Here is a 16,965-nt window from a genome sequence, read left to right as displayed (position 1 = left end):
ATTTTATGAACGGTGTTTTGTGACGCAGCCCGGCTAAAGGTACATGTCATAGCCCTGGAAACCACGCCATCTTTTAAACAATCAAAAAACGAAAATTCTTTTGAATTTCGTTCAAATCAAACTGATTCAAGTATAAAGAAAAACTCATCCACGCACTTAAAGCTGCCAAATCTTGGAATGGAGGTGGAAGATAGACTGGGTTGCTTAAAACTCCGCGTTCTTTTAATTCAGTGAGTAAAGGCAAATCATCCAAAACCAATTTCCCAGTAAATAATAAAGGGATAGAATCAACATGCTTTTTACTGATCGCAAAACGGATGTAATTATAAATCAATACGAAACCTTTCGCATAAGATAAATCTTTGGTAAACGGACCACCCGTTGGCGTACTTCCCCGAAAAACGCGCACAGTTTGATTATAACTGTCCTCTTCGCTTAAACCACAATCCATAAAATAATTATAAATATCCAGAAAGTCAGCTCCTTGTGTCACCATATCCAACGCAATGACACGATTGGTAATCTTTAACATCCGACTGGGATATGAAGAAAAAGTAACTACTTCCGTAATCACGGCCAAACCTTCTTGAATCACACTACTCGAAGGAGAACCCTTAGAAAGAAAAAAGCAATTGGGCTGCATCGAACCGTTCAAGGTTGTACCGACATGAACCCAACCTTCATGTACTTCCAAATAGCGAAGGTCGCGGTCACTAAACATGGCTTGCTGACTCAATTTAATGCTGTCCGCACCCGCCGAAGCATCTGCAATCATTTCATCACTGACCATCACCGTTACTTTGCCAGGATGCTTATCAAAAAAATGTCCTAAACGTGTTTGCAAAATTTCCTGAGCCTGTTGCGGGGTATGACGTTTTACATCTGCTTCAGACTGCAATTGAACACTAAGACCAGTTAACACATCAAAAAGCAATGTGCCCATCTCTGACATACGCGGCCCACCAGCATAAAACACATCATTGGGGCTGCCATATAACTCCATCGCCAACTCAGAAAATGCAGGAGTACCCCGCACAGCAAGCATTTGTGTAGCTCGGCTGTATTCTTCACACTGGCGACGTATTAAACGAGTTAAGGTAGAATATTGCCCTAGTTGATTCTGGGTATCGCGCAAAATAATACGAAATTCTTCTTGTTTTTCATGAACATCAAAAGGCAAAGGTTTCTTTTCGTAATATTCTTTATCAACCGTTGGAAGTTTTTTACCTCTATGTTTAAAAAACTCCCTTTTTATGGATTCATCCCATTTGATACTATCAAGAATCCTGATCTTGCGTTGCGCTTCCACAATACGCTGCGATAATTCCTGTACAATGAGCAACTCAGCTGATTCTGATGGCGTCATAATAAATCCCCTATGATACAGGCGGTGAAATACTCACACGTGCATCTTGGTTCTGTTGAGGCAAGTCATAAAAACTACTAATATTTGCTCTCGTTAATGGAGATGGAACTTCTAATGAAGGACCATTACGACTGCTCAAGTAAAGATTCTCACCATTACTGGCATAACGACTACATCCTGATAATACGAGCGCAACACAAATAATAAAACAAAACTTTTTCACTTAAATTAACTCCAACGTCTTCAAAACCTTTTCCAATGGCTCATGATGCTCTTCAGACAAACGAGTCAATGGCATTCTTAATTCATTATCCATTAAACCCAATCTGCTTGCTGCCCATTTGATAGCAATTGGATTCGTTTCAATAAACAATAAATCATATAAGGGTGCAAGCTGTTCATTTAAACGTAAACTCGCAGCATGGTCACCGTCTAAAGCTGAGTCACACAATTTAGCCATTAATCTAGCAACCACATTTGCTGCTGCTGAAATATTTCCCTTAGCTCCAGCCAACATCCAAGATGCTGCGGTAAAATCGTCGCCGCTAAATACATCAATACTGCCTTCTGAAAGACGTAAAATTTGCTGCAACCGCGTCATCTGCCCTGTAGCATCCTTTATTCCCACAATATTAGAAATCTTAGCAAGTCGAGCTACTGTTTCTGGCAACATATCACATGCAGTTCTTGTGGGCACATTATAAAGAATAATAGGGATAGCAACTGCCTGAGCTATTTGACTGTAATGCAAATATAAACCCTCTTGAGTAGGTCTGATATAGGCAGGAGTCATAATTAATGCGGCATGAGCGCCGTATTCCATTGCCTCTTGAGTCAGTTGAATACAATCTCGTGTTGCATTCATACTCGTACCTGCAATAACAGGAATCCGCTCTTTTGCTTGATCTATTACGGTTTTAATAACCAATAATTTTTCTTCGTGAGATAAAGTACCTGATTCCCCAGTAGTACCGGCGGCAACAAGGCCATGGCTACCCATTTCAATATGAAATTCAACCAGTTCTCGTAAGCGCGGTACATCAACCTCACCATTCTTCATAGGTGTTAATAAAGCGACAATGCTTCCTTTAAACATACGATCCTCTGTTCTTATTATTCATATTCCTAATACTACTGGAAAATGAGAGTTGGAGCAAAATCTGATCTCTAAAAAGAATCTGCAAAAAACAAATTATGATCATTTATTTGACATTAAATATTTTTTTTGTACTAAAATCATAGTGAAGATGAAGAAACAGGATCTTCTTGTCATGAATATCTGCTCTATCACTGCAAGAATCCTAAAATTATAAAAAGGAGTTCGCTATGAAAAAAATTATTACTCCCTTAGTTCTTGTCGGTTTATCAGCTTTTATGCTGGGGGGTTGTACTAATACGGAAGTGGGTACTGCTGCAGGCGGTGCTGCAGGAGCTGGCCTAGGGTATGCAGTAACTGGAGGCAGTGCCGTTGGAACCGTGATTGGTGCAGGAGCTGGTGCATTAATAGGAAACTCAATCGGCCAACAACAAGACCGACGCTATTACTATCATCATCGTTACTATCGTCCTGGCTACAATTATTATTACTACTAATACAAAATACACAAAATTAAACACCCTTAACTTTTTTGAGTTAAGGGTGTCTTTACTCTCATGGTTAGCCTGGATTTAGTAAATTGCATGGCTTCATGTAAAAAACGAGAACACATTTTATGAAATTTCTTTAACAAAGAAAAAATCTTAATGAATATAAAGCAATATCAAATTTCCATTGCTATACTTTTTAGAAGAATTTTCAGATTAATCCTAACCGATTGATCATTAACTCAAAATAATACAAGGATTGTAATCATGCGCTTAAAAAATAAAGTAGCCATAATTACTGGTGCGGCCAGTGGAATAGGTAAAGAAATCGCCCTAGTATACGCCAAAGAAGGAGCTAAGGTTGCCATTGCTGATATGAATCTCGATCAAGCCAATAGTGCTGCTGAAGAAATAAAATCTAAAGGTGGAGAAGCCATGGCCGTTGCCATGAATGTCACCAATGAAGATGAAGTCATCAAAGGCGTTGATGATGTCGCAAAATACTTTGGCGGCGTTGATGTGATGGTCAGTAACGCTGGAATTCAAATTATCAGCCCTGTAGATCAATTGGCTTTTTCTGATTGGAAAAAATTAATATCCATTCAATTAGATGGCGCTTTTCTAACAACTCGTGCCGCATTAAAACATATGTATGCCTCTGGTAATGGAGGAAGTATCATTTATATGGGCTCAGTCCATTCCAAAGAAGCGTCTAAACTGAAAGCACCTTATGTGACTGCAAAGCATGGCTTAATTGGCTTATGTAAAGTCGTTGCCAAAGAAGGCGCAGCTCATAATGTTAGAGCGAACGTCATTTGCCCAGGCTTTGTACGTACACCATTAGTTGACAAACAAATTCCCGAACAAGCTAAAGAATTAGGGATCACTGAAGAGCAAGTCATTAAGAATGTCATGCTCAAGGATACCGTTGACGGAGAATTTACTACCACCGATGACGTGGCACAAACTGCGCTGTTTTTTGCGTCTTTTGAATCAAATGCTTTGACCGGTCAATCACTGATCGTAAGTCACGGATGGTTCATGGAGTAAGTCCTATGGCCCGGACAAAAAAAAGTAAAATAAAACAACACCAACACGTTGCGTGCTGTTTTCAAGGTGGTGGGGCTTTAGGCGCCTATCAAGTAGGCGTTATGCATGCTTTGGATGAAGCCGGTTATGAGCCCGATTGGTTTGCTGGCACCTCAATAGGGGCGATCAATGCAGCAATCGCAGCCGGCAATCCACCAGGGGTACGCGTTGAAAAAATGTTACAATTTTGGGAAACCATTGCCAGCACATCGCTAATCGATAACAGGCTACTTCCCGATGATGAAGGAAGTCGAAAGGCAGAGCATTTCCTATCAGCTCAATCCACCTTATTATGGGGCCAACCAGGCTTTTTTTCCCCCCGCTTTCCTCCCTTACTCATGGGATATTATAACAAACCCAATACCATCAGTTTTTACGATACCCAACACTTAAAATCCTCCCTGGAGCGATTTGTCGATTTTGATCGTCTCAACTCCAAAGCAACACGCATAAGCGTCGGTGCCGTTGAAATATGCTCAGGAGAGATGGTGTACTTTGATTCACAAGATACAAAAATCGAGCCTGAGCACATTATGGCCAGTGGTGCATTACCTCCTGGTTTTCCGGCCGTTGAAATTGAGGGAAAATATTATTGGGATGGTGGGATTTCCAGCAACTCGCCAGCAACTTATGTATTATCAGTACATCGATGCCCCAAAAATCTGCTCTGCTTTGCAATTCATTTATTTGACTCTTATGGCTTGTATCCTACATCAATAGACGAAGTAATGAAGCGTAAAAAAGATATAGAGTATTCCAGCCGCTTTTCGAAAGCGATTGAAATGTATCAACAGATTCATGCATTAAAAAACACCATTCATATACTTTCTCGTTATGTTCCCAAAGAAGAGCGTGGAAACCCAGAACTGCAGCTTTGTATTGCACGAGGGCATCAGTCTACGATCTCCGTAGTACGTTTTTTATGCGAGCACGATGAAACTGAACTTTCTTCAAAAGATTACGAGTTTTCACAAAAAAGTATTTTAGAGCGTATAAACCGGGGCTACTTTGATGGAACAAGAGCAATTAAAAAATCTCCCTGGAACAAGAAAGTATCTCAAACAACAGGTATTGCTGTTTACGATATGTCCCCTAATAAACATTTAAAAGAGGAGTCTGAAAATGAATGAAGCAGAGGTAAAAAAACAAGCATTTGCCATGCCACTCGTCAGCCCATCTTATCCTCGTGGCCCGTATCGCTTTATTAATAGAGAATTTTTAACAATTACCTATGAAACCGATATGGATTTGCTGCGCGAAGTAGTTCCAGCGCCATTAGAAGTAGTAGAGCCTTTAGTTAAATTCGAATTCATTCGTATGCCTGATTCAACAGGATTTGGCGACTATACAGAATCAGGACAAGTCATACCGGTACGATATAAAGGCAAAATGGGAAGTTATACCCATGCAATGTTTTTGGATGATCTCCCCCCCATAGCAGGTGGTCGTGAAATTTGGGGATTCCCTAAAAAACTGGCCCAACCCAAACTGGAAGTTGTGCATGAAACGCTATTAGGCACCCTGGAATATGGACCTTGTCGCATTGCTACCGCCACTATGGGCTATAAATATGAAGCACTCGATGTCAAAAAGGTAGCTGAATCCATGAAGGCACCAAATTATTTACTTAAGATAATTCCACATGTTGACGGCAGTGTGCGTATTTGTGAGTTGGTTGAGTATTTTCTTGAAGATGTTGTTATTAAAGGGGCTTGGCAAGGACCAGCTCAACTGCAATTATCACACCATGCATTAGCCCCAGTAGCCAATCTTCCCATACGACGTATAGTAAATGGTGTGCATTTATTAACAGATCTCACTTTACCTTATGGTCGAGTTGTTCACGATTATCTTAAATAAAGGTTTGGAGAACGAATAAACATGTTAATTATAATAGGCTATATAGTCATACTACTCTGTGTTTTTGGCGGATTTGCTCTTGGTGGCGGCCATCTTGCAGCAGTTTTTCAACCCATTGAACTGCTCATTATCGCAGGAGCAGCCATAGGCTCGCTGATTGTCGCGAATAGTGCCTCAGTACTAAAAGCCCTGTTAAAGGCCTTACCGAAAGTATTTCGTGGTGAAAAGTCAATTAAAGAGAACAACAGTAATTTATTAGGCCTGTTATACAACCTGCTGAATAAATCACGACAACAAGGATTAATGTCTTTGGAAGCCGATATTGATTCACCTGAAGAAAGCCCTATTTTCAACTCCTATCCTTCTCTCATGAAAAACCATCATGTTATTGAGTTCATTTGTGATTACCTCAGATTGATCGTTTCATCGAACCTGCAACCATTCCAACTTGAAGCCTTAATCGACATGGAAATTGAATCACATCATGAAGAAGAAATGATCCCAGCCAATGCCTTAGCGAAACTTGCTGATGCAATGCCTGCTTTTGGTATTGTTGCTGCAGTTCTTGGTGTAGTTCATACGATGGAATCGATTAATTTACCTCCTCCTGAACTGGGAGTACTGATTGCGCATGCACTTGTGGGTACTTTTTTAGGTATTTTAATCGGTTATGGATTTATTGGTCCCGTAGCATCAGCAATGGAACATCATGCCAATCAAACTCAGTTGATGCTGCACTGTATCAAAGCAACCATACTGGCGAGTCTGCACAATAATCCGCCTATTATTTCAGTTGAATTTGGACGTAAGGTATTGTTTTCGGCACAACGCCCCACCTTTTCTCAGCTCAATGACGAAATTAAAAATTTCAAACCAGCGGCATCCTCATCAAGTTCGGAGAACTCTGCTGCTGAACCTACTCCGAGTTAATGAGGTTACCGCATGAGTGAAAACGCCAGTAAAGTAAAATCGAGTTCGGCCCCAATAATTCGAAAAGTCAAAAAAAACCAACACAAACATCATGGCGGCTCATGGAAAATTGCTTTTGCCGATTTTGTGACTGCGATGATGGCATTCTTTTTATTGATGTGGTTGATTGCGTCACTAAACAAAGCACAAAAAGACGGTATTGCTGAATATTTTAAACAACCGATGAAAATCACTTTCTTTGGTGGTAAAAACGTCGGCAATCAACAAATAAACCTTAAAGGTGGCGGACCCAATATCAAAGACACCAATGGGCAGGTTTCCACAACCGATAAAGCATCTGCCCAGAGTAAAGTAGCTCAAGACATTCAAGTCATTCAATCAAATAAAGAGCAAACTCAAAAACTCGAAAATTTAAAATCACAAATTAATTTAAGCATCCAACAAGATCCTTCACTTGCTGGCCTAAAGAGTCAATTATTGATGGAAATAGTGGACAATGGACTTCGCATCCAATTAATCGACAATCAGAACAAACCTATGTTTGATGTGGGCTCAGACAAGCTCAATCCAGGAATGGAATTAATTTTTGCCCAGATTGCCAAACTGCTTAAAAATGTGCCCAATAAAATTACTATTGAAGGACATACTGATGCCCATCCCTACCATAATCCGGAGGAGCTTGAGTATACCAACTGGGAATTATCCACTCAAAGAGCCAATGCCGCTCGTCGCGCTCTGGTTAAAGCAGGCTTGGATCCTGATAGAGTCTTACGGGTATCTGGTTTTTCATCAACCCAGCTTCTTAATGCAAAAGATCCCTTTAGTCCTGAAAACCGACGCATTAGCATTATCGTCTTAAAACCAGGGGCGGAAAATAAGGTAATGAAAAATAATGCAATCGAAAATAAAATAATTAAGAAGTAGCCTGGGTGCAGCGAAGTGAAACCCGGGTTTCGGCCCTTCGGACTTTCACCCTGGCTACACATATCAAACAGAACACTAAATCGTAGAGGCGTTCAACATCCAACGTGCTTTTTCATGAGCAGCAATGCGTTCACTAAGCAAAGCAACTGTCCCTTCATCACCGTGTTCCTGAGCCAGTTTAATTGCTGCATTCAAATCTTTCGCCAAAGTCTCATGATCTTGGGCTAAATCACTTACCATTCGATTCGCATCAGCACTGGAATCGCCATCCTTAATCGTTTTTAATTGATTCAGTGCAGTAAATGTAGCGGGAGCCTTATGCCCCATGATTAAAATGCGCTCTGCAACAGCGTCCACAGCTTCTGCCAATTCCTTATATTGCATTTCAAACAATTCATGCAGGCTTTTAAAGTGTACCCCCTTAACATGCCAGTGATAATTTTGCGTTTTAAGATATAGAGCATAAGTATCGGCCAAAACTACTTCCATTTTTTTAATTATTGTTCCCATTATAACTCCTGACTTTATAGTTCTCATTTATTGTGGATGATACGTTTCAAAAATTCCAGGCGCTGTTTACAATTCTCGCCATCCCTGTACATGTTAGGTATTCGTTAGCAAAAATGGCAGGTGTAGGGATGACATGAGTCGATACAGCCCTTACAAATAAAAAACCCGCCAATTAAGGCGGGTTTTTAAAGGAATAGGAATGAGAGAGGCTTACATCATGCCGCCCATGCCTCCCATACCGCCCATTCCACCCATGCCGCCCATGTCACCAGCAGCTTCATCTTTCTTTGGTAAATCAGCAATCATGCACTCAGTAGTCAGCATTAAACTAGCTACAGAAGCAGCATTTTGTAATGCCATACGAGTTACTTTAGTTGGATCCAAAATACCCATATCAACCATGTCACCAAATTCACCAGTCGCAGCATTGAAACCATAGTTATCTTTGTTTTCAGATACTTTGTTTACAATAACTGAAGCTTCATAACCAGCGTTTGATACGATCTGACGCATTGGCGCTTCAATCGCACGACGAAGAATGTTGATACCCATGTTTTGATCGTCATTGTCGCCTTTCAAAGAATCCAGAGCTTTTTGTGCACGAATTAAAGCAACACCACCACCAGCTACAATACCTTCTTCTACAGCAGCACGAGTAGCATGTAATGCATCTTCAACACGAGCTTTCTTCTCTTTCATTTCGACTTCAGTAGCAGCACCGACTTTGATAACCGCAACACCGCCTGAAAGCTTAGCAACACGCTCTTGTAATTTCTCACGATCATAATCAGAAGTAGTTTCTTCAATTTGAGCACGAATTTGAGTAATGCGCGCGTTGATTTCAGCAGCTTTACCTTCACCATCAATAATTGTAGTGTTTTCTTTGGTTACTACGATACGTTTTGCAGTACCCAAATCTTCTAAAGTAGCAGCTTCTAAGCTCTTACCAATTTCTTCAGAAATCACTTCGCCACGAGTCAGAATTGCGATGTCTTGTAACATTGCTTTACGGCGATCACCAAATCCAGGAGCTTTAACCGCGCACACTTTAACAATACCACGCATGTTGTTAACAACTAGAGTTGCTAAAGCTTCGCCTTCAACATCTTCAGCGATAATCAATAATGGACGGCCTGATTTTGCAACGCCTTCCAATACAGACAACATGTCACGAATACTAGAGATTTTCTTGTCAACCAACAGGATGAATGGATGCTCAAGCTCGCAAGTCATGTTTTGTTGATTGTTGATGAAGTATGGAGAAATATAACCACGATCAAACTGCATCCCTTCAACAACAGATAATTCATTCTCAAGTCCATTACCGTCTTCAACAGTAATAACACCTTCTTTACCTACTTTATCCATTGCACTAGCAATAATAGAACCAATTGCTTCATCAGAGTTAGCAGAAATAGTACCTACTTGAGCAATTGCTTTATTGTCTTTGCAAGGCTTAGACATAGATTGTAATTTTTTGGTGATTGCAGTAACTGCTTTGTCGATACCGCGCTTCAGATCCATAGGATTCATACCAGCAGCAATTGCTTTGTACCCTTCAACAACAATCGCACGTGCCAATACAGTTGCAGTAGTAGTACCATCTCCAGCAGTGTCAGAAGTTTTAGATGCAACTTCTTTAACCATTTGCGCACCCATATTCATGAAGCGTTGGTCAAATTCGATTTCTTTTGCAACAGATACACCGTCTTTAGTTACAGTAGGCGCGCCGTAAGCTTTCTCTAATACCACATTACGACCACGTGGGCCCATAGTCACTTGTACCGCATCAGCCAATGCATTAACACCAGCTAACATTTGTAAACGGGCATCATCCCCAAAACGTAATTCTTTAGCCATTCTCTTTCTCTCCTAATGAAACAATTTACTTCTCAATTACACCCATGATGTCGTCTTCACGCATCACAACCAGTTCTTTCCCGTCGATTTTCACTTCAGTACCTGAGTATTTGCCAAACAGAACAACATCACCCACTTTTACTGCTAAAGCGCGAACATCACCGTTGTCTAATATCTTACCAGCACCAACAGCAACGATTTCACCACGCATTGGTTTTTCAGTAGCGCTATCTGGAATAACAATACCACCTGCTGTAGTACGTTCTTCTTCCATACGACGAACAACAACTCGATCGTGTAAAGGACGAATTTTCATGCTTCTATCTCCTGATTAATTAATCTTTAAAGTCAATTTGCAATGTTACTGACTGACATATGGGGGCTAGGAAAGGAGTTTCAAGGGTAAAAATAAAAAAAATTTTAGCTTTAATTTTTTTCACACCATACAATGTTCTGATATAGTTACAATATATATTAAGCCTCCTGCACCCAGACTACATTTATTATAAAGGTTTCATAATGAGAAAATGGTTTTTATTGTTGCTTTGTTTTATAACCACATTTGCTCTGCATGCAAACCCGCTTCCTGCTGCAGAAGTATTTCATGTCAATGTCACTACGGTGGATCCTAATACGTTCGCCATCAATTTTCAGATAAAACCCAATTATTTTCTTTATAGTGAACGTATTAAATTAAGTACCAAACCCAACAGTGCAATTCAATTAGGTACTCTTCGGCTTCCTCATACAGAGAAAAAAGTAGATAAGCAAGGACATGTGTATACCGTCTATCGCAATCAAATCACCATTCCTGTAGGTATTTTAGGAAATAAACCTGGAAAAGCTTTAGTTGATTTACACTATCAAGGATGCTCAGATGATGGCTTTTGTTATGCACCGGAAATCAAAACGATTCAGCTAACTATTGATGACAGTTTGGCTTTAACACAAGCGAGCCTGGAGCAACCAAGCAATACTCAGCCAGCTGTCACCGAAGAACCTCAAAACGATGGAATCACAAAAGTCTTCTCAAGCAACAACTGGCTCCTCATTTTGATTACTTTTTATGGTTTTGGTTTGCTGTTATCGTTTACGCCATGTATCTTACCTATGGTTCCAGTTTTATCTGGAATTATTGTTGGTCATGGTAAGACCATTACGACGAGAAAAGCTTTTTTCCTTTCATTAAGCTATGTGCTCAGCATGTCAATTACCTATGCAATCATTGGTGCTGTAGTTGCTTTACTGGGCGCCAATCTGCAAATTAGCATGCAATCACCATGGGCTATAGGTGTATTTAGCCTGATTTTTTTGCTATTGGCGTTATCCATGTTTGGATTTTATGAATTCAAGTTACCGCATTCCTGGCAAGCAAAAATACATGGTTCCAGCAACCAAAGAGGTGGCCACTATGTTGGGGCCGCAATCATGGGCTGTTTATCTACCCTAATCCTTTCACCTTGTGTTACAGCACCATTAATTGGGGTATTAACTTACATTGCCCAAACCGGAAATATTCTTTTAGGCTGTCTGACCTTATTTGTTTTAGGCCTGGGAATGGGAACCCCCTTACTTCTCATTGGTACTTCTGCTGGTCGTTGGTTGCCTGAAACAGGCAGTTGGATGAATACCATCAAAGCGCTGTTTGGTATTATTTTTATTGCTGTTGCCATTGAGCTCATTTCGCGAATTGCGCCCCCCTTAGTCCGAATGATCTTATGGGCCAGTTTGCTTATTTTTTCAGGAATTTACTGCGGTGCGCTCACTTATTCAGCAACACATCGCGAAAAGTTCAATCAAGGAATGGGGCTCATTCTACTAGTCTATGGTTTCTTGATTTTGGTTGGCGCCAGTATGGGGGCAAGCAATCCGTTACAACCTTTAACCACGGCACAATCAGCAAATGCAGTACCAGTTAACGCTCCTGTTAAAACACAACAAAAACAGAATCTAAGCATCATAAAAGAAGCTTTAGCTGATGCTGAAGGCACACCGGTGATGCTTGATTTTTATGCTGACTGGTGTACATCCTGCAAAGTTATGGAAGCAACAACGTTTAAAGACCCTCGTGTACAAAAAGCTTTAGCTCGTTTTACAGTCATTAAAGTAGATGTCACAACAAACACAACGGAAAATAAAGCCCTACTCAAGTACTTTGATGTTGTGGCACCGCCAACGTTTATATTTTTTGATGCGCAAGGCAAAGAACTGAATAATCTCAAGTTGGTTGGAGAAGTATCTGCAAATAAATTTTTAAAAACGCTAAAACAAATAGACTGAAATGAAACAGCTAAAACGCCCTGGCTCCGCTGTCATGCCCCACGCAGGCAGGGAATCCATCCATGGTCTAGCACTATTACTTTGTACCCTCTAATTGCTATGCAATTTAGGTTCTTTATCTTGATGAAACAGAGCCTCCATTTTCGGGCTGCCTCCAAAATATTGGCTGTTTGCCATTGTGTACACGTCCATATTATTTATCAATCCCCCCTAGCCTGATTGCTTGCAACCAGGGCCTCTTCTACCGTTATTCTTCGAGCATGCTTACAGTCAGGCATATGTTCACGTAAAAAAATGATACTCCAATAATTTTATCCCTAATCCTGTCGACAAAAATACTCAATAAGAGGTATAATTCGTTCACTTTTTTTACAGTTAGAGTTTTATGAATCATAAAGTAGGTTTTGTTAGCCTGGGTTGTCCCAAAGCGCTGGTAGATTCCGAACGCATTATTACCCAGTTGCGTGCACAGGGATATGAATTAGTGTCCAGTTATCAAGATGCAGGTGTTGTAGTAATTAATACCTGTGGGTTTATTGATAGCGCCGTTAAAGAGTCTCTGGATACTATTAAAGAAGCAATGGCCGAAAACGGACGTGTTATTGTTACGGGTTGTCTAGGTGCCAAAGCCGAGATCATCAAAGAGGCGTGCCCTGATGTGCTGCATATTAGCGGCACACATGCCTATGAAGAAGTCGTTAATGCAGTTCATCAGCACCTGCCTCCCCCTGCAGATCCTTTTACGCAACTGATTCCACCACAGGGCATTAAATTAACGCCACGCCATTATGCCTACTTAAAAATATCTGAAGGCTGCAATCAAAAATGTACGTTTTGCATTATTCCTACCATGCGTGGAAAATTGCAAAGTTACCCAATGGCACAAGTATTAACTGAAGCTCAAAAATTAAAAGATGCAGGTGTTAATGAAATTTTAGTGATTTCCCAAGATACAAGCGCTTATGGTGTGGATACCCGTTATCAACCTATAAACTGGAAAGGAAAAGACGTTGACACACGTTTTTACGATTTATGCGAACAATTAGGGGAATTAGGTATTTGGATCCGTCTGCATTATGTATACCCTTACCCACATGTAGATGAGATTATCCCTTTAATGCGAGATGGGCTGATTCTTCCATATTTAGATATCCCATTACAACACGCTAATTCACGAGTGCTTAAAGCAATGAAGCGACCTGCAAGTAGTGAAAATACTTTGCTGCGTATCGCTTCCTGGCGAGAAATTTGCCCGGATATTACATTACGTTCGACCTTTATTGTCGGCTTTCCTGGAGAAACAGAAGCAGAGTTTGAGGAATTACTCGACTTTCTTGAGGAAGCTCAATTAGATCGCGTGGGATGTTTCAAATACTCTCCTGTTGAAGGCGCGAAAGCGAATGAGTTAAGCGACCCAGTGCCAGAGGAAGTTAAAGAAGAGCGCTACCATCGCTTCATGCAATTACAAGCAGAAATTAGCCGTGATAAATTAGAGAATAAAATTGGCGGTGTGCAAACCGTATTAATTGATGAGGTCAATTCAGAGCAAATTATTGCACGCAGTAAAAGCGACGCACCAGAAATCGATGGTCTCGTTATTCTGCCACCAACTCCTGGCATTAAAGTGGGCTCTTTTGCTGAGGTCGTTATTACCGATAGTGATGATTATGATCTCTATGCAGAATTCACAAATATAGCCAGTTAACTTGATACCTGGGTTTCGCTGCGATATATCCAGGCTACATTTATTATTGTAGCCTGGGTGCAAGCGAAGCCGTAACCCGGGTTCTTTATATCGATTTACTGCAATTGATTAAAAAGTTCTTTACACACGCTCAATATCTCATCCTGCATATTTTTTTGGCTCATCACTCCTGGACGCAGTAAATTCTGATGCAATAATTTATGGTGTTTCTTATATGCTTTCTTTAAAAGGCTATAGTGTTCTTTGCTTAGAACGCCTGCTAATAACAAATGCTGGAGTTGGCTTAATGTATGTGTATAACGAGCTAAAGAAGGATCACCCAAATGTAGGATTAAAAACTGTACTAAAAATTCCAAATCCAGTAACCCTTCAGAAATAGGATTCCTATCTTGGTATTGCTCCATTTTGGATCGCATCGCCAATACATCTTGCAGTAGTGTCGGTTTGTCACGCGCCAACAACAAAACTGATTTTTTTAACTGTATAAAGGTATGTCTAATCCGACTATGTCCGCTGAGAATGCGTGCTTTTAATAAGGCCTGATGTTCCCATGTCCATGCTTGATTTTTTTGGTATTCGACAAAGGCATCAACATGACTTACCAATAACCCGGCTGCTCCAGAAGGCCTAAGACGCGTATCTACCGTATACAAAACCCCAGACTGAGAGCGAGTAGTTAGCATATGTAAAATTTTTTGCGTTAAACGAGTAATCAATGCCTCCTCAGACAGTGGTGCCGAATGCAAAAACACCAAATCCAAATCAGAAGCATAATTCATTTCACGACTACCTAATTTTCCATAAGCAATAATTGCAAAGTGGGTTTTTACCTGCTGCATTTCCGGATATCGCATACACAATTGCTCACTGGCAATGATTAATACCTGGTTGACAATGACTTGAGCCACATCAGACAAAAATTGACCAATGCGTACGGCATTGCAAAAGCCATAAAGTTCTGCTCGTGCTGCCATTAACCAATTAGTTAACTTAAATTGACGCAGTATTTCTTCTTGTACTTCAACATCATGATGATGGGTTAATCTTTCAACTAATAGTCCTTGTAACTGATGCAATGATTGCGGGCGCCATTCTTCGTCCTGATCCAACAGGACTTCCAACAAAAAAGGTTGGTTCACTAATAAAGAGGTAATAAATGGACTTTGCGCAAACCAAAATAATAATTCAGTTAAAACCTGAGGATTCTCCGTTAACAAAGCAAGATAAGCGCTGCGACCTACTATATTTTCGAGCAAATGCATCACCTGCAATAACACTTCATCCGTTTTTTCAACATGCGTCAGTTCCGCAAGCAACATCACCATAAATCGGTCCAAACGCATACGCGCGCCTTGCGTAAGACGTCGGCAGCGAGGGCTGTGACGGAAAGAATGAATCATTTGATAGCAATGTGACGCATTTGCGAAACCTAAACTAGTAAGCAAATTAATTGCCATACTGGTTTCGACATGCCCTTGCCAAAGGCTAGCTAATTGATTTGCTAATAATCTTTTCTCATCTTCATAATCTTTGACCTTACCAAGCACTGAATGAAACGCATAACTAATAATGCGTTGATATTTATGCAATTTATTAAGCAAATCCTCCCAAGACAAATAGCCCATAGCCAAAATAATTTGTTCTTGTTTCACCAGATCTTCGGGTAAAGAGTGGGTTTGCTGATCATTTAAACTCTGAAGTGTATTTTCGAGTTTACGTAAAAACAAATAAGCTTGTTTTAAAGCATCGGTGTGCGGTAATAGTTGTTCTCGCTTTAAAACAGTAAGTGCGAGCAGAGCATTTTGTACTTGTAATTGCGGTAAACGGCCACCACGAATTAACTGAAAATTTTGAATAACAAACTCGACTTCCCTGATCCCGCCTTTGCCACGCTTTATATCATCTAATCGTGGATTTAATTGCACTTCCCGCTCAATCATAGCCTTCATACTACGTAATGATTCAATCACACTAAAATCCACATAGCGTCTGTAAACAAATGGTACAATCAAACGCTCAAACCAGGGGAGCACCTCATCCGCTGTTTCAGTAATAACCCGTGCCTTCACCATAGCATAGCGTTCCCAATCACGACCCTGCTCTTGGTAATAAGTTTCCATTGCAGCCAAGCTAGAAACCAGTGGGCCACTGTCTCCATTGGGGCGTAAGCGTATATCGACTCGAAAAACAAAGCCATCAGGAGTTACATTTTGTAACGTCTGCACGAACTGTTGTACTAAGCGACTAAAATAGTGCTGATTATCGATGCGCTCCTCACCATCAGTTTCTCCCACCACTGTATAGGCAAAAATGAGATCAATATCTGAGGAGTAATTTAACTCTCTACCTCCTAATTTCCCCATGGCTAGAGTAAATAATTCGACCTCATTTCCTTTTTCATCACGTGGAACACCATAACGCCGGGATAATTCCAGTTTGCAATAATTGATTGCATGCAAAATAAGCGCATCAGCGCAATCAGACCATGCACGCATAACCTGTGCCGTACTGGCAATATCTGCTAGTTCAAGAAGAAGTAACCGCAAAAAATGGGTGTTACGAAATTGCCGCAATGTACGAAAATAAGCCGCCTGAGGCAAACTAAATGACACGGCCTGCAAACAGTGAAAATAATCCTCTCGAGACAACAAAGAACGACATTCATCATCTTGGAGTAATGTTTTTAATAATTGAATCTGTCGACATGCATAATCACTAACAAGGAGTAGCTCGATGACCTTGTCATGCAGGGGGTGTTGTAAATCCGCCAGATGTTTTTCAATGAACCATGCTTTTGATTCCAATAGCTTAGGGATTTCCATTTGCATAAATTTTATATTTTTCATTCCCAAAATTA

General features: G+C 40.5%; 15 protein-coding genes. 8 read left to right on the top strand and 7 right to left on the bottom strand.

The genetic code is table 11. The annotated features are described in order from the left end of the window. Window positions 1–73: 73 nt before the first annotated feature. The 3 genes from Lste_RS15580 to dapA are packed head-to-tail and all read right to left on the bottom strand — an operon-like array spanning window position 74 to window position 2,462. On the bottom strand, window positions 74–1,366 hold the full coding sequence (locus tag Lste_RS15580) for a flavohemoglobin expression-modulating QEGLA motif protein (protein ID WP_058511918.1): 1,293 nt from the start codon (window positions 1,364–1,366) through the stop codon (window positions 74–76). A gap of 10 nt (window positions 1,367–1,376) precedes the next feature. Next, window positions 1,377–1,589 carry a hypothetical protein gene (locus tag Lste_RS15575; RefSeq protein WP_058511917.1) on the bottom strand — a complete coding sequence of 71 codons (213 nt, stop codon included), beginning with the start codon at window positions 1,587–1,589 and terminating at the stop codon, window positions 1,377–1,379. After that, window positions 1,590–2,462 carry a 4-hydroxy-tetrahydrodipicolinate synthase gene (dapA, locus tag Lste_RS15570; RefSeq protein WP_058511916.1) on the bottom strand — a complete coding sequence of 291 codons (873 nt, stop codon included), beginning with the start codon at window positions 2,460–2,462 and terminating at the stop codon, window positions 1,590–1,592. A 230-nt stretch (window positions 2,463–2,692) separates the two neighbouring features. Between dapA and Lste_RS15565 the strand changes: the two genes are divergently transcribed. The 6 genes from Lste_RS15565 (at window position 2,693) to motB (ending at window position 7,753) form a co-directional block, all read left to right on the top strand. Further along, window positions 2,693–2,959 carry a glycine zipper domain-containing protein gene (locus Lste_RS15565; protein WP_058511915.1) on the top strand — a complete coding sequence of 89 codons (267 nt, stop codon included), beginning with the start codon at window positions 2,693–2,695 and terminating at the stop codon, window positions 2,957–2,959. A 258-nt stretch (window positions 2,960–3,217) separates the two neighbouring features. Next, entirely contained in the window at window positions 3,218–4,000 is a 783-nt protein-coding gene (locus tag Lste_RS15560; RefSeq protein WP_058511914.1) for a 3-hydroxybutyrate dehydrogenase, read from the top strand. 5 nt (window positions 4,001–4,005) lie between these two features. Then, window positions 4,006–5,169, top strand: coding sequence for a patatin-like phospholipase family protein (locus Lste_RS15555; RefSeq protein WP_058511913.1), 1,164 nt, complete (start codon window positions 4,006–4,008; stop codon window positions 5,167–5,169). After that, window positions 5,162–5,899 carry an acetoacetate decarboxylase gene (locus Lste_RS15550; RefSeq protein ID WP_058511912.1) on the top strand — a complete coding sequence of 246 codons (738 nt, stop codon included), beginning with the start codon at window positions 5,162–5,164 and terminating at the stop codon, window positions 5,897–5,899. Before Lste_RS15555 ends, Lste_RS15550 begins: the two co-directional genes overlap by 8 nt. Window positions 5,900–5,920: 21 nt before the next feature. Further along, window positions 5,921–6,829, top strand: a complete 909-nt coding sequence (motA, locus tag Lste_RS15545; protein WP_058511911.1) for a flagellar motor stator protein MotA — start codon at window positions 5,921–5,923, stop codon at window positions 6,827–6,829. 12 nt (window positions 6,830–6,841) lie between these two features. Beyond that, window positions 6,842–7,753, top strand: coding sequence for a flagellar motor protein MotB (motB, locus tag Lste_RS15540; RefSeq protein ID WP_058511910.1), 912 nt, complete (start codon window positions 6,842–6,844; stop codon window positions 7,751–7,753). 75 nt (window positions 7,754–7,828) lie between these two features. Here the strand turns inward: motB and Lste_RS15535 are convergent, their stop codons facing one another. From Lste_RS15535 to groES, 3 genes are all read right to left on the bottom strand, one after another. Next, on the bottom strand, window positions 7,829–8,263 hold the full coding sequence (locus tag Lste_RS15535; protein WP_058511909.1) for a Dps family protein: 435 nt from the start codon (window positions 8,261–8,263) through the stop codon (window positions 7,829–7,831). Window positions 8,264–8,473: 210 nt separating this feature from the next. Then, window positions 8,474–10,123, bottom strand: a complete 1,650-nt coding sequence (gene groL, locus Lste_RS15530) for a chaperonin GroEL (RefSeq protein WP_058511908.1) — start codon at window positions 10,121–10,123, stop codon at window positions 8,474–8,476. Between the two features lie 25 nt (window positions 10,124–10,148). After that, on the bottom strand, window positions 10,149–10,439 hold the full coding sequence (gene groES, locus Lste_RS15525) for a co-chaperone GroES (RefSeq protein WP_058511907.1): 291 nt from the start codon (window positions 10,437–10,439) through the stop codon (window positions 10,149–10,151). Between the two features lie 203 nt (window positions 10,440–10,642). Here groES and dsbD point away from each other — a divergent pair, with 203 nt between their 5' ends. Continuing rightward, entirely contained in the window at window positions 10,643–12,403 is a 1,761-nt protein-coding gene (gene dsbD, locus Lste_RS15520; protein ID WP_058511906.1) for a protein-disulfide reductase DsbD, read from the top strand. A gap of 385 nt (window positions 12,404–12,788) precedes the next feature. Then, the gene (gene rimO / locus Lste_RS15515) at window positions 12,789–14,108 is read left to right on the top strand and encodes a 30S ribosomal protein S12 methylthiotransferase RimO (RefSeq protein WP_058511905.1); all 1,320 of its coding nucleotides are present in this window, start codon (window positions 12,789–12,791) and stop codon (window positions 14,106–14,108) included. Between the two features lie 95 nt (window positions 14,109–14,203). Here the strand turns inward: rimO and glnE are convergent, their stop codons facing one another. Next, window positions 14,204–16,954 carry a bifunctional [glutamate--ammonia ligase]-adenylyl-L-tyrosine phosphorylase/[glutamate--ammonia-ligase] adenylyltransferase gene (gene glnE / locus Lste_RS15510; protein ID WP_058511904.1) on the bottom strand — a complete coding sequence of 917 codons (2,751 nt, stop codon included), beginning with the start codon at window positions 16,952–16,954 and terminating at the stop codon, window positions 14,204–14,206. Window positions 16,955–16,965 lie beyond the last annotated feature (11 nt).

Source organism: Legionella steelei (assembly GCF_001468005.1).
In the GTDB taxonomy this organism is placed as follows: Bacteria; Pseudomonadota; Gammaproteobacteria; order Legionellales; family Legionellaceae; genus Legionella; species Legionella steelei.
Note: the sequence above shows the minus strand (reverse complement) of the source record. Positions and strands in the feature narration are given on the sequence as shown.

Excerpts from the sequence above, each read along its gene's own strand:
- Lste_RS15535 (WP_058511909.1), bottom strand. The coding sequence starts at position 8,263 with ATGGGAACAATAATTAAAAAAATGGAAGTAGTTTTGGCCGATACTTAT.
- groES (WP_058511907.1), bottom strand. The coding sequence starts at position 10,439 with ATGAAAATTCGTCCTTTACACGATCGAGTTGTTGTTCGTCGTATGGAA.
- dapA (WP_058511916.1), bottom strand. The coding sequence starts at position 2,462 with ATGTTTAAAGGAAGCATTGTCGCTTTATTAACACCTATGAAGAATGGT.
- motA (WP_058511911.1), top strand. The coding sequence starts at position 5,921 with ATGTTAATTATAATAGGCTATATAGTCATACTACTCTGTGTTTTTGGC.
- motB (WP_058511910.1), top strand. The coding sequence starts at position 6,842 with ATGAGTGAAAACGCCAGTAAAGTAAAATCGAGTTCGGCCCCAATAATT.
- rimO (WP_058511905.1), top strand. The coding sequence starts at position 12,789 with ATGAATCATAAAGTAGGTTTTGTTAGCCTGGGTTGTCCCAAAGCGCTG.
- Lste_RS15565 (WP_058511915.1), top strand. The coding sequence starts at position 2,693 with ATGAAAAAAATTATTACTCCCTTAGTTCTTGTCGGTTTATCAGCTTTT.
- Lste_RS15560 (WP_058511914.1), top strand. The coding sequence starts at position 3,218 with ATGCGCTTAAAAAATAAAGTAGCCATAATTACTGGTGCGGCCAGTGGA.
- Lste_RS15555 (WP_058511913.1), top strand. The coding sequence starts at position 4,006 with ATGGCCCGGACAAAAAAAAGTAAAATAAAACAACACCAACACGTTGCG.
- dsbD (WP_058511906.1), top strand. The coding sequence starts at position 10,643 with ATGAGAAAATGGTTTTTATTGTTGCTTTGTTTTATAACCACATTTGCT.
- Lste_RS15580 (WP_058511918.1), bottom strand. The coding sequence starts at position 1,366 with ATGACGCCATCAGAATCAGCTGAGTTGCTCATTGTACAGGAATTATCG.
- glnE (WP_058511904.1), bottom strand. The coding sequence starts at position 16,954 with ATGAAAAATATAAAATTTATGCAAATGGAAATCCCTAAGCTATTGGAA.
- Lste_RS15550 (WP_058511912.1), top strand. The coding sequence starts at position 5,162 with ATGAATGAAGCAGAGGTAAAAAAACAAGCATTTGCCATGCCACTCGTC.
- groL (WP_058511908.1), bottom strand. The coding sequence starts at position 10,123 with ATGGCTAAAGAATTACGTTTTGGGGATGATGCCCGTTTACAAATGTTA.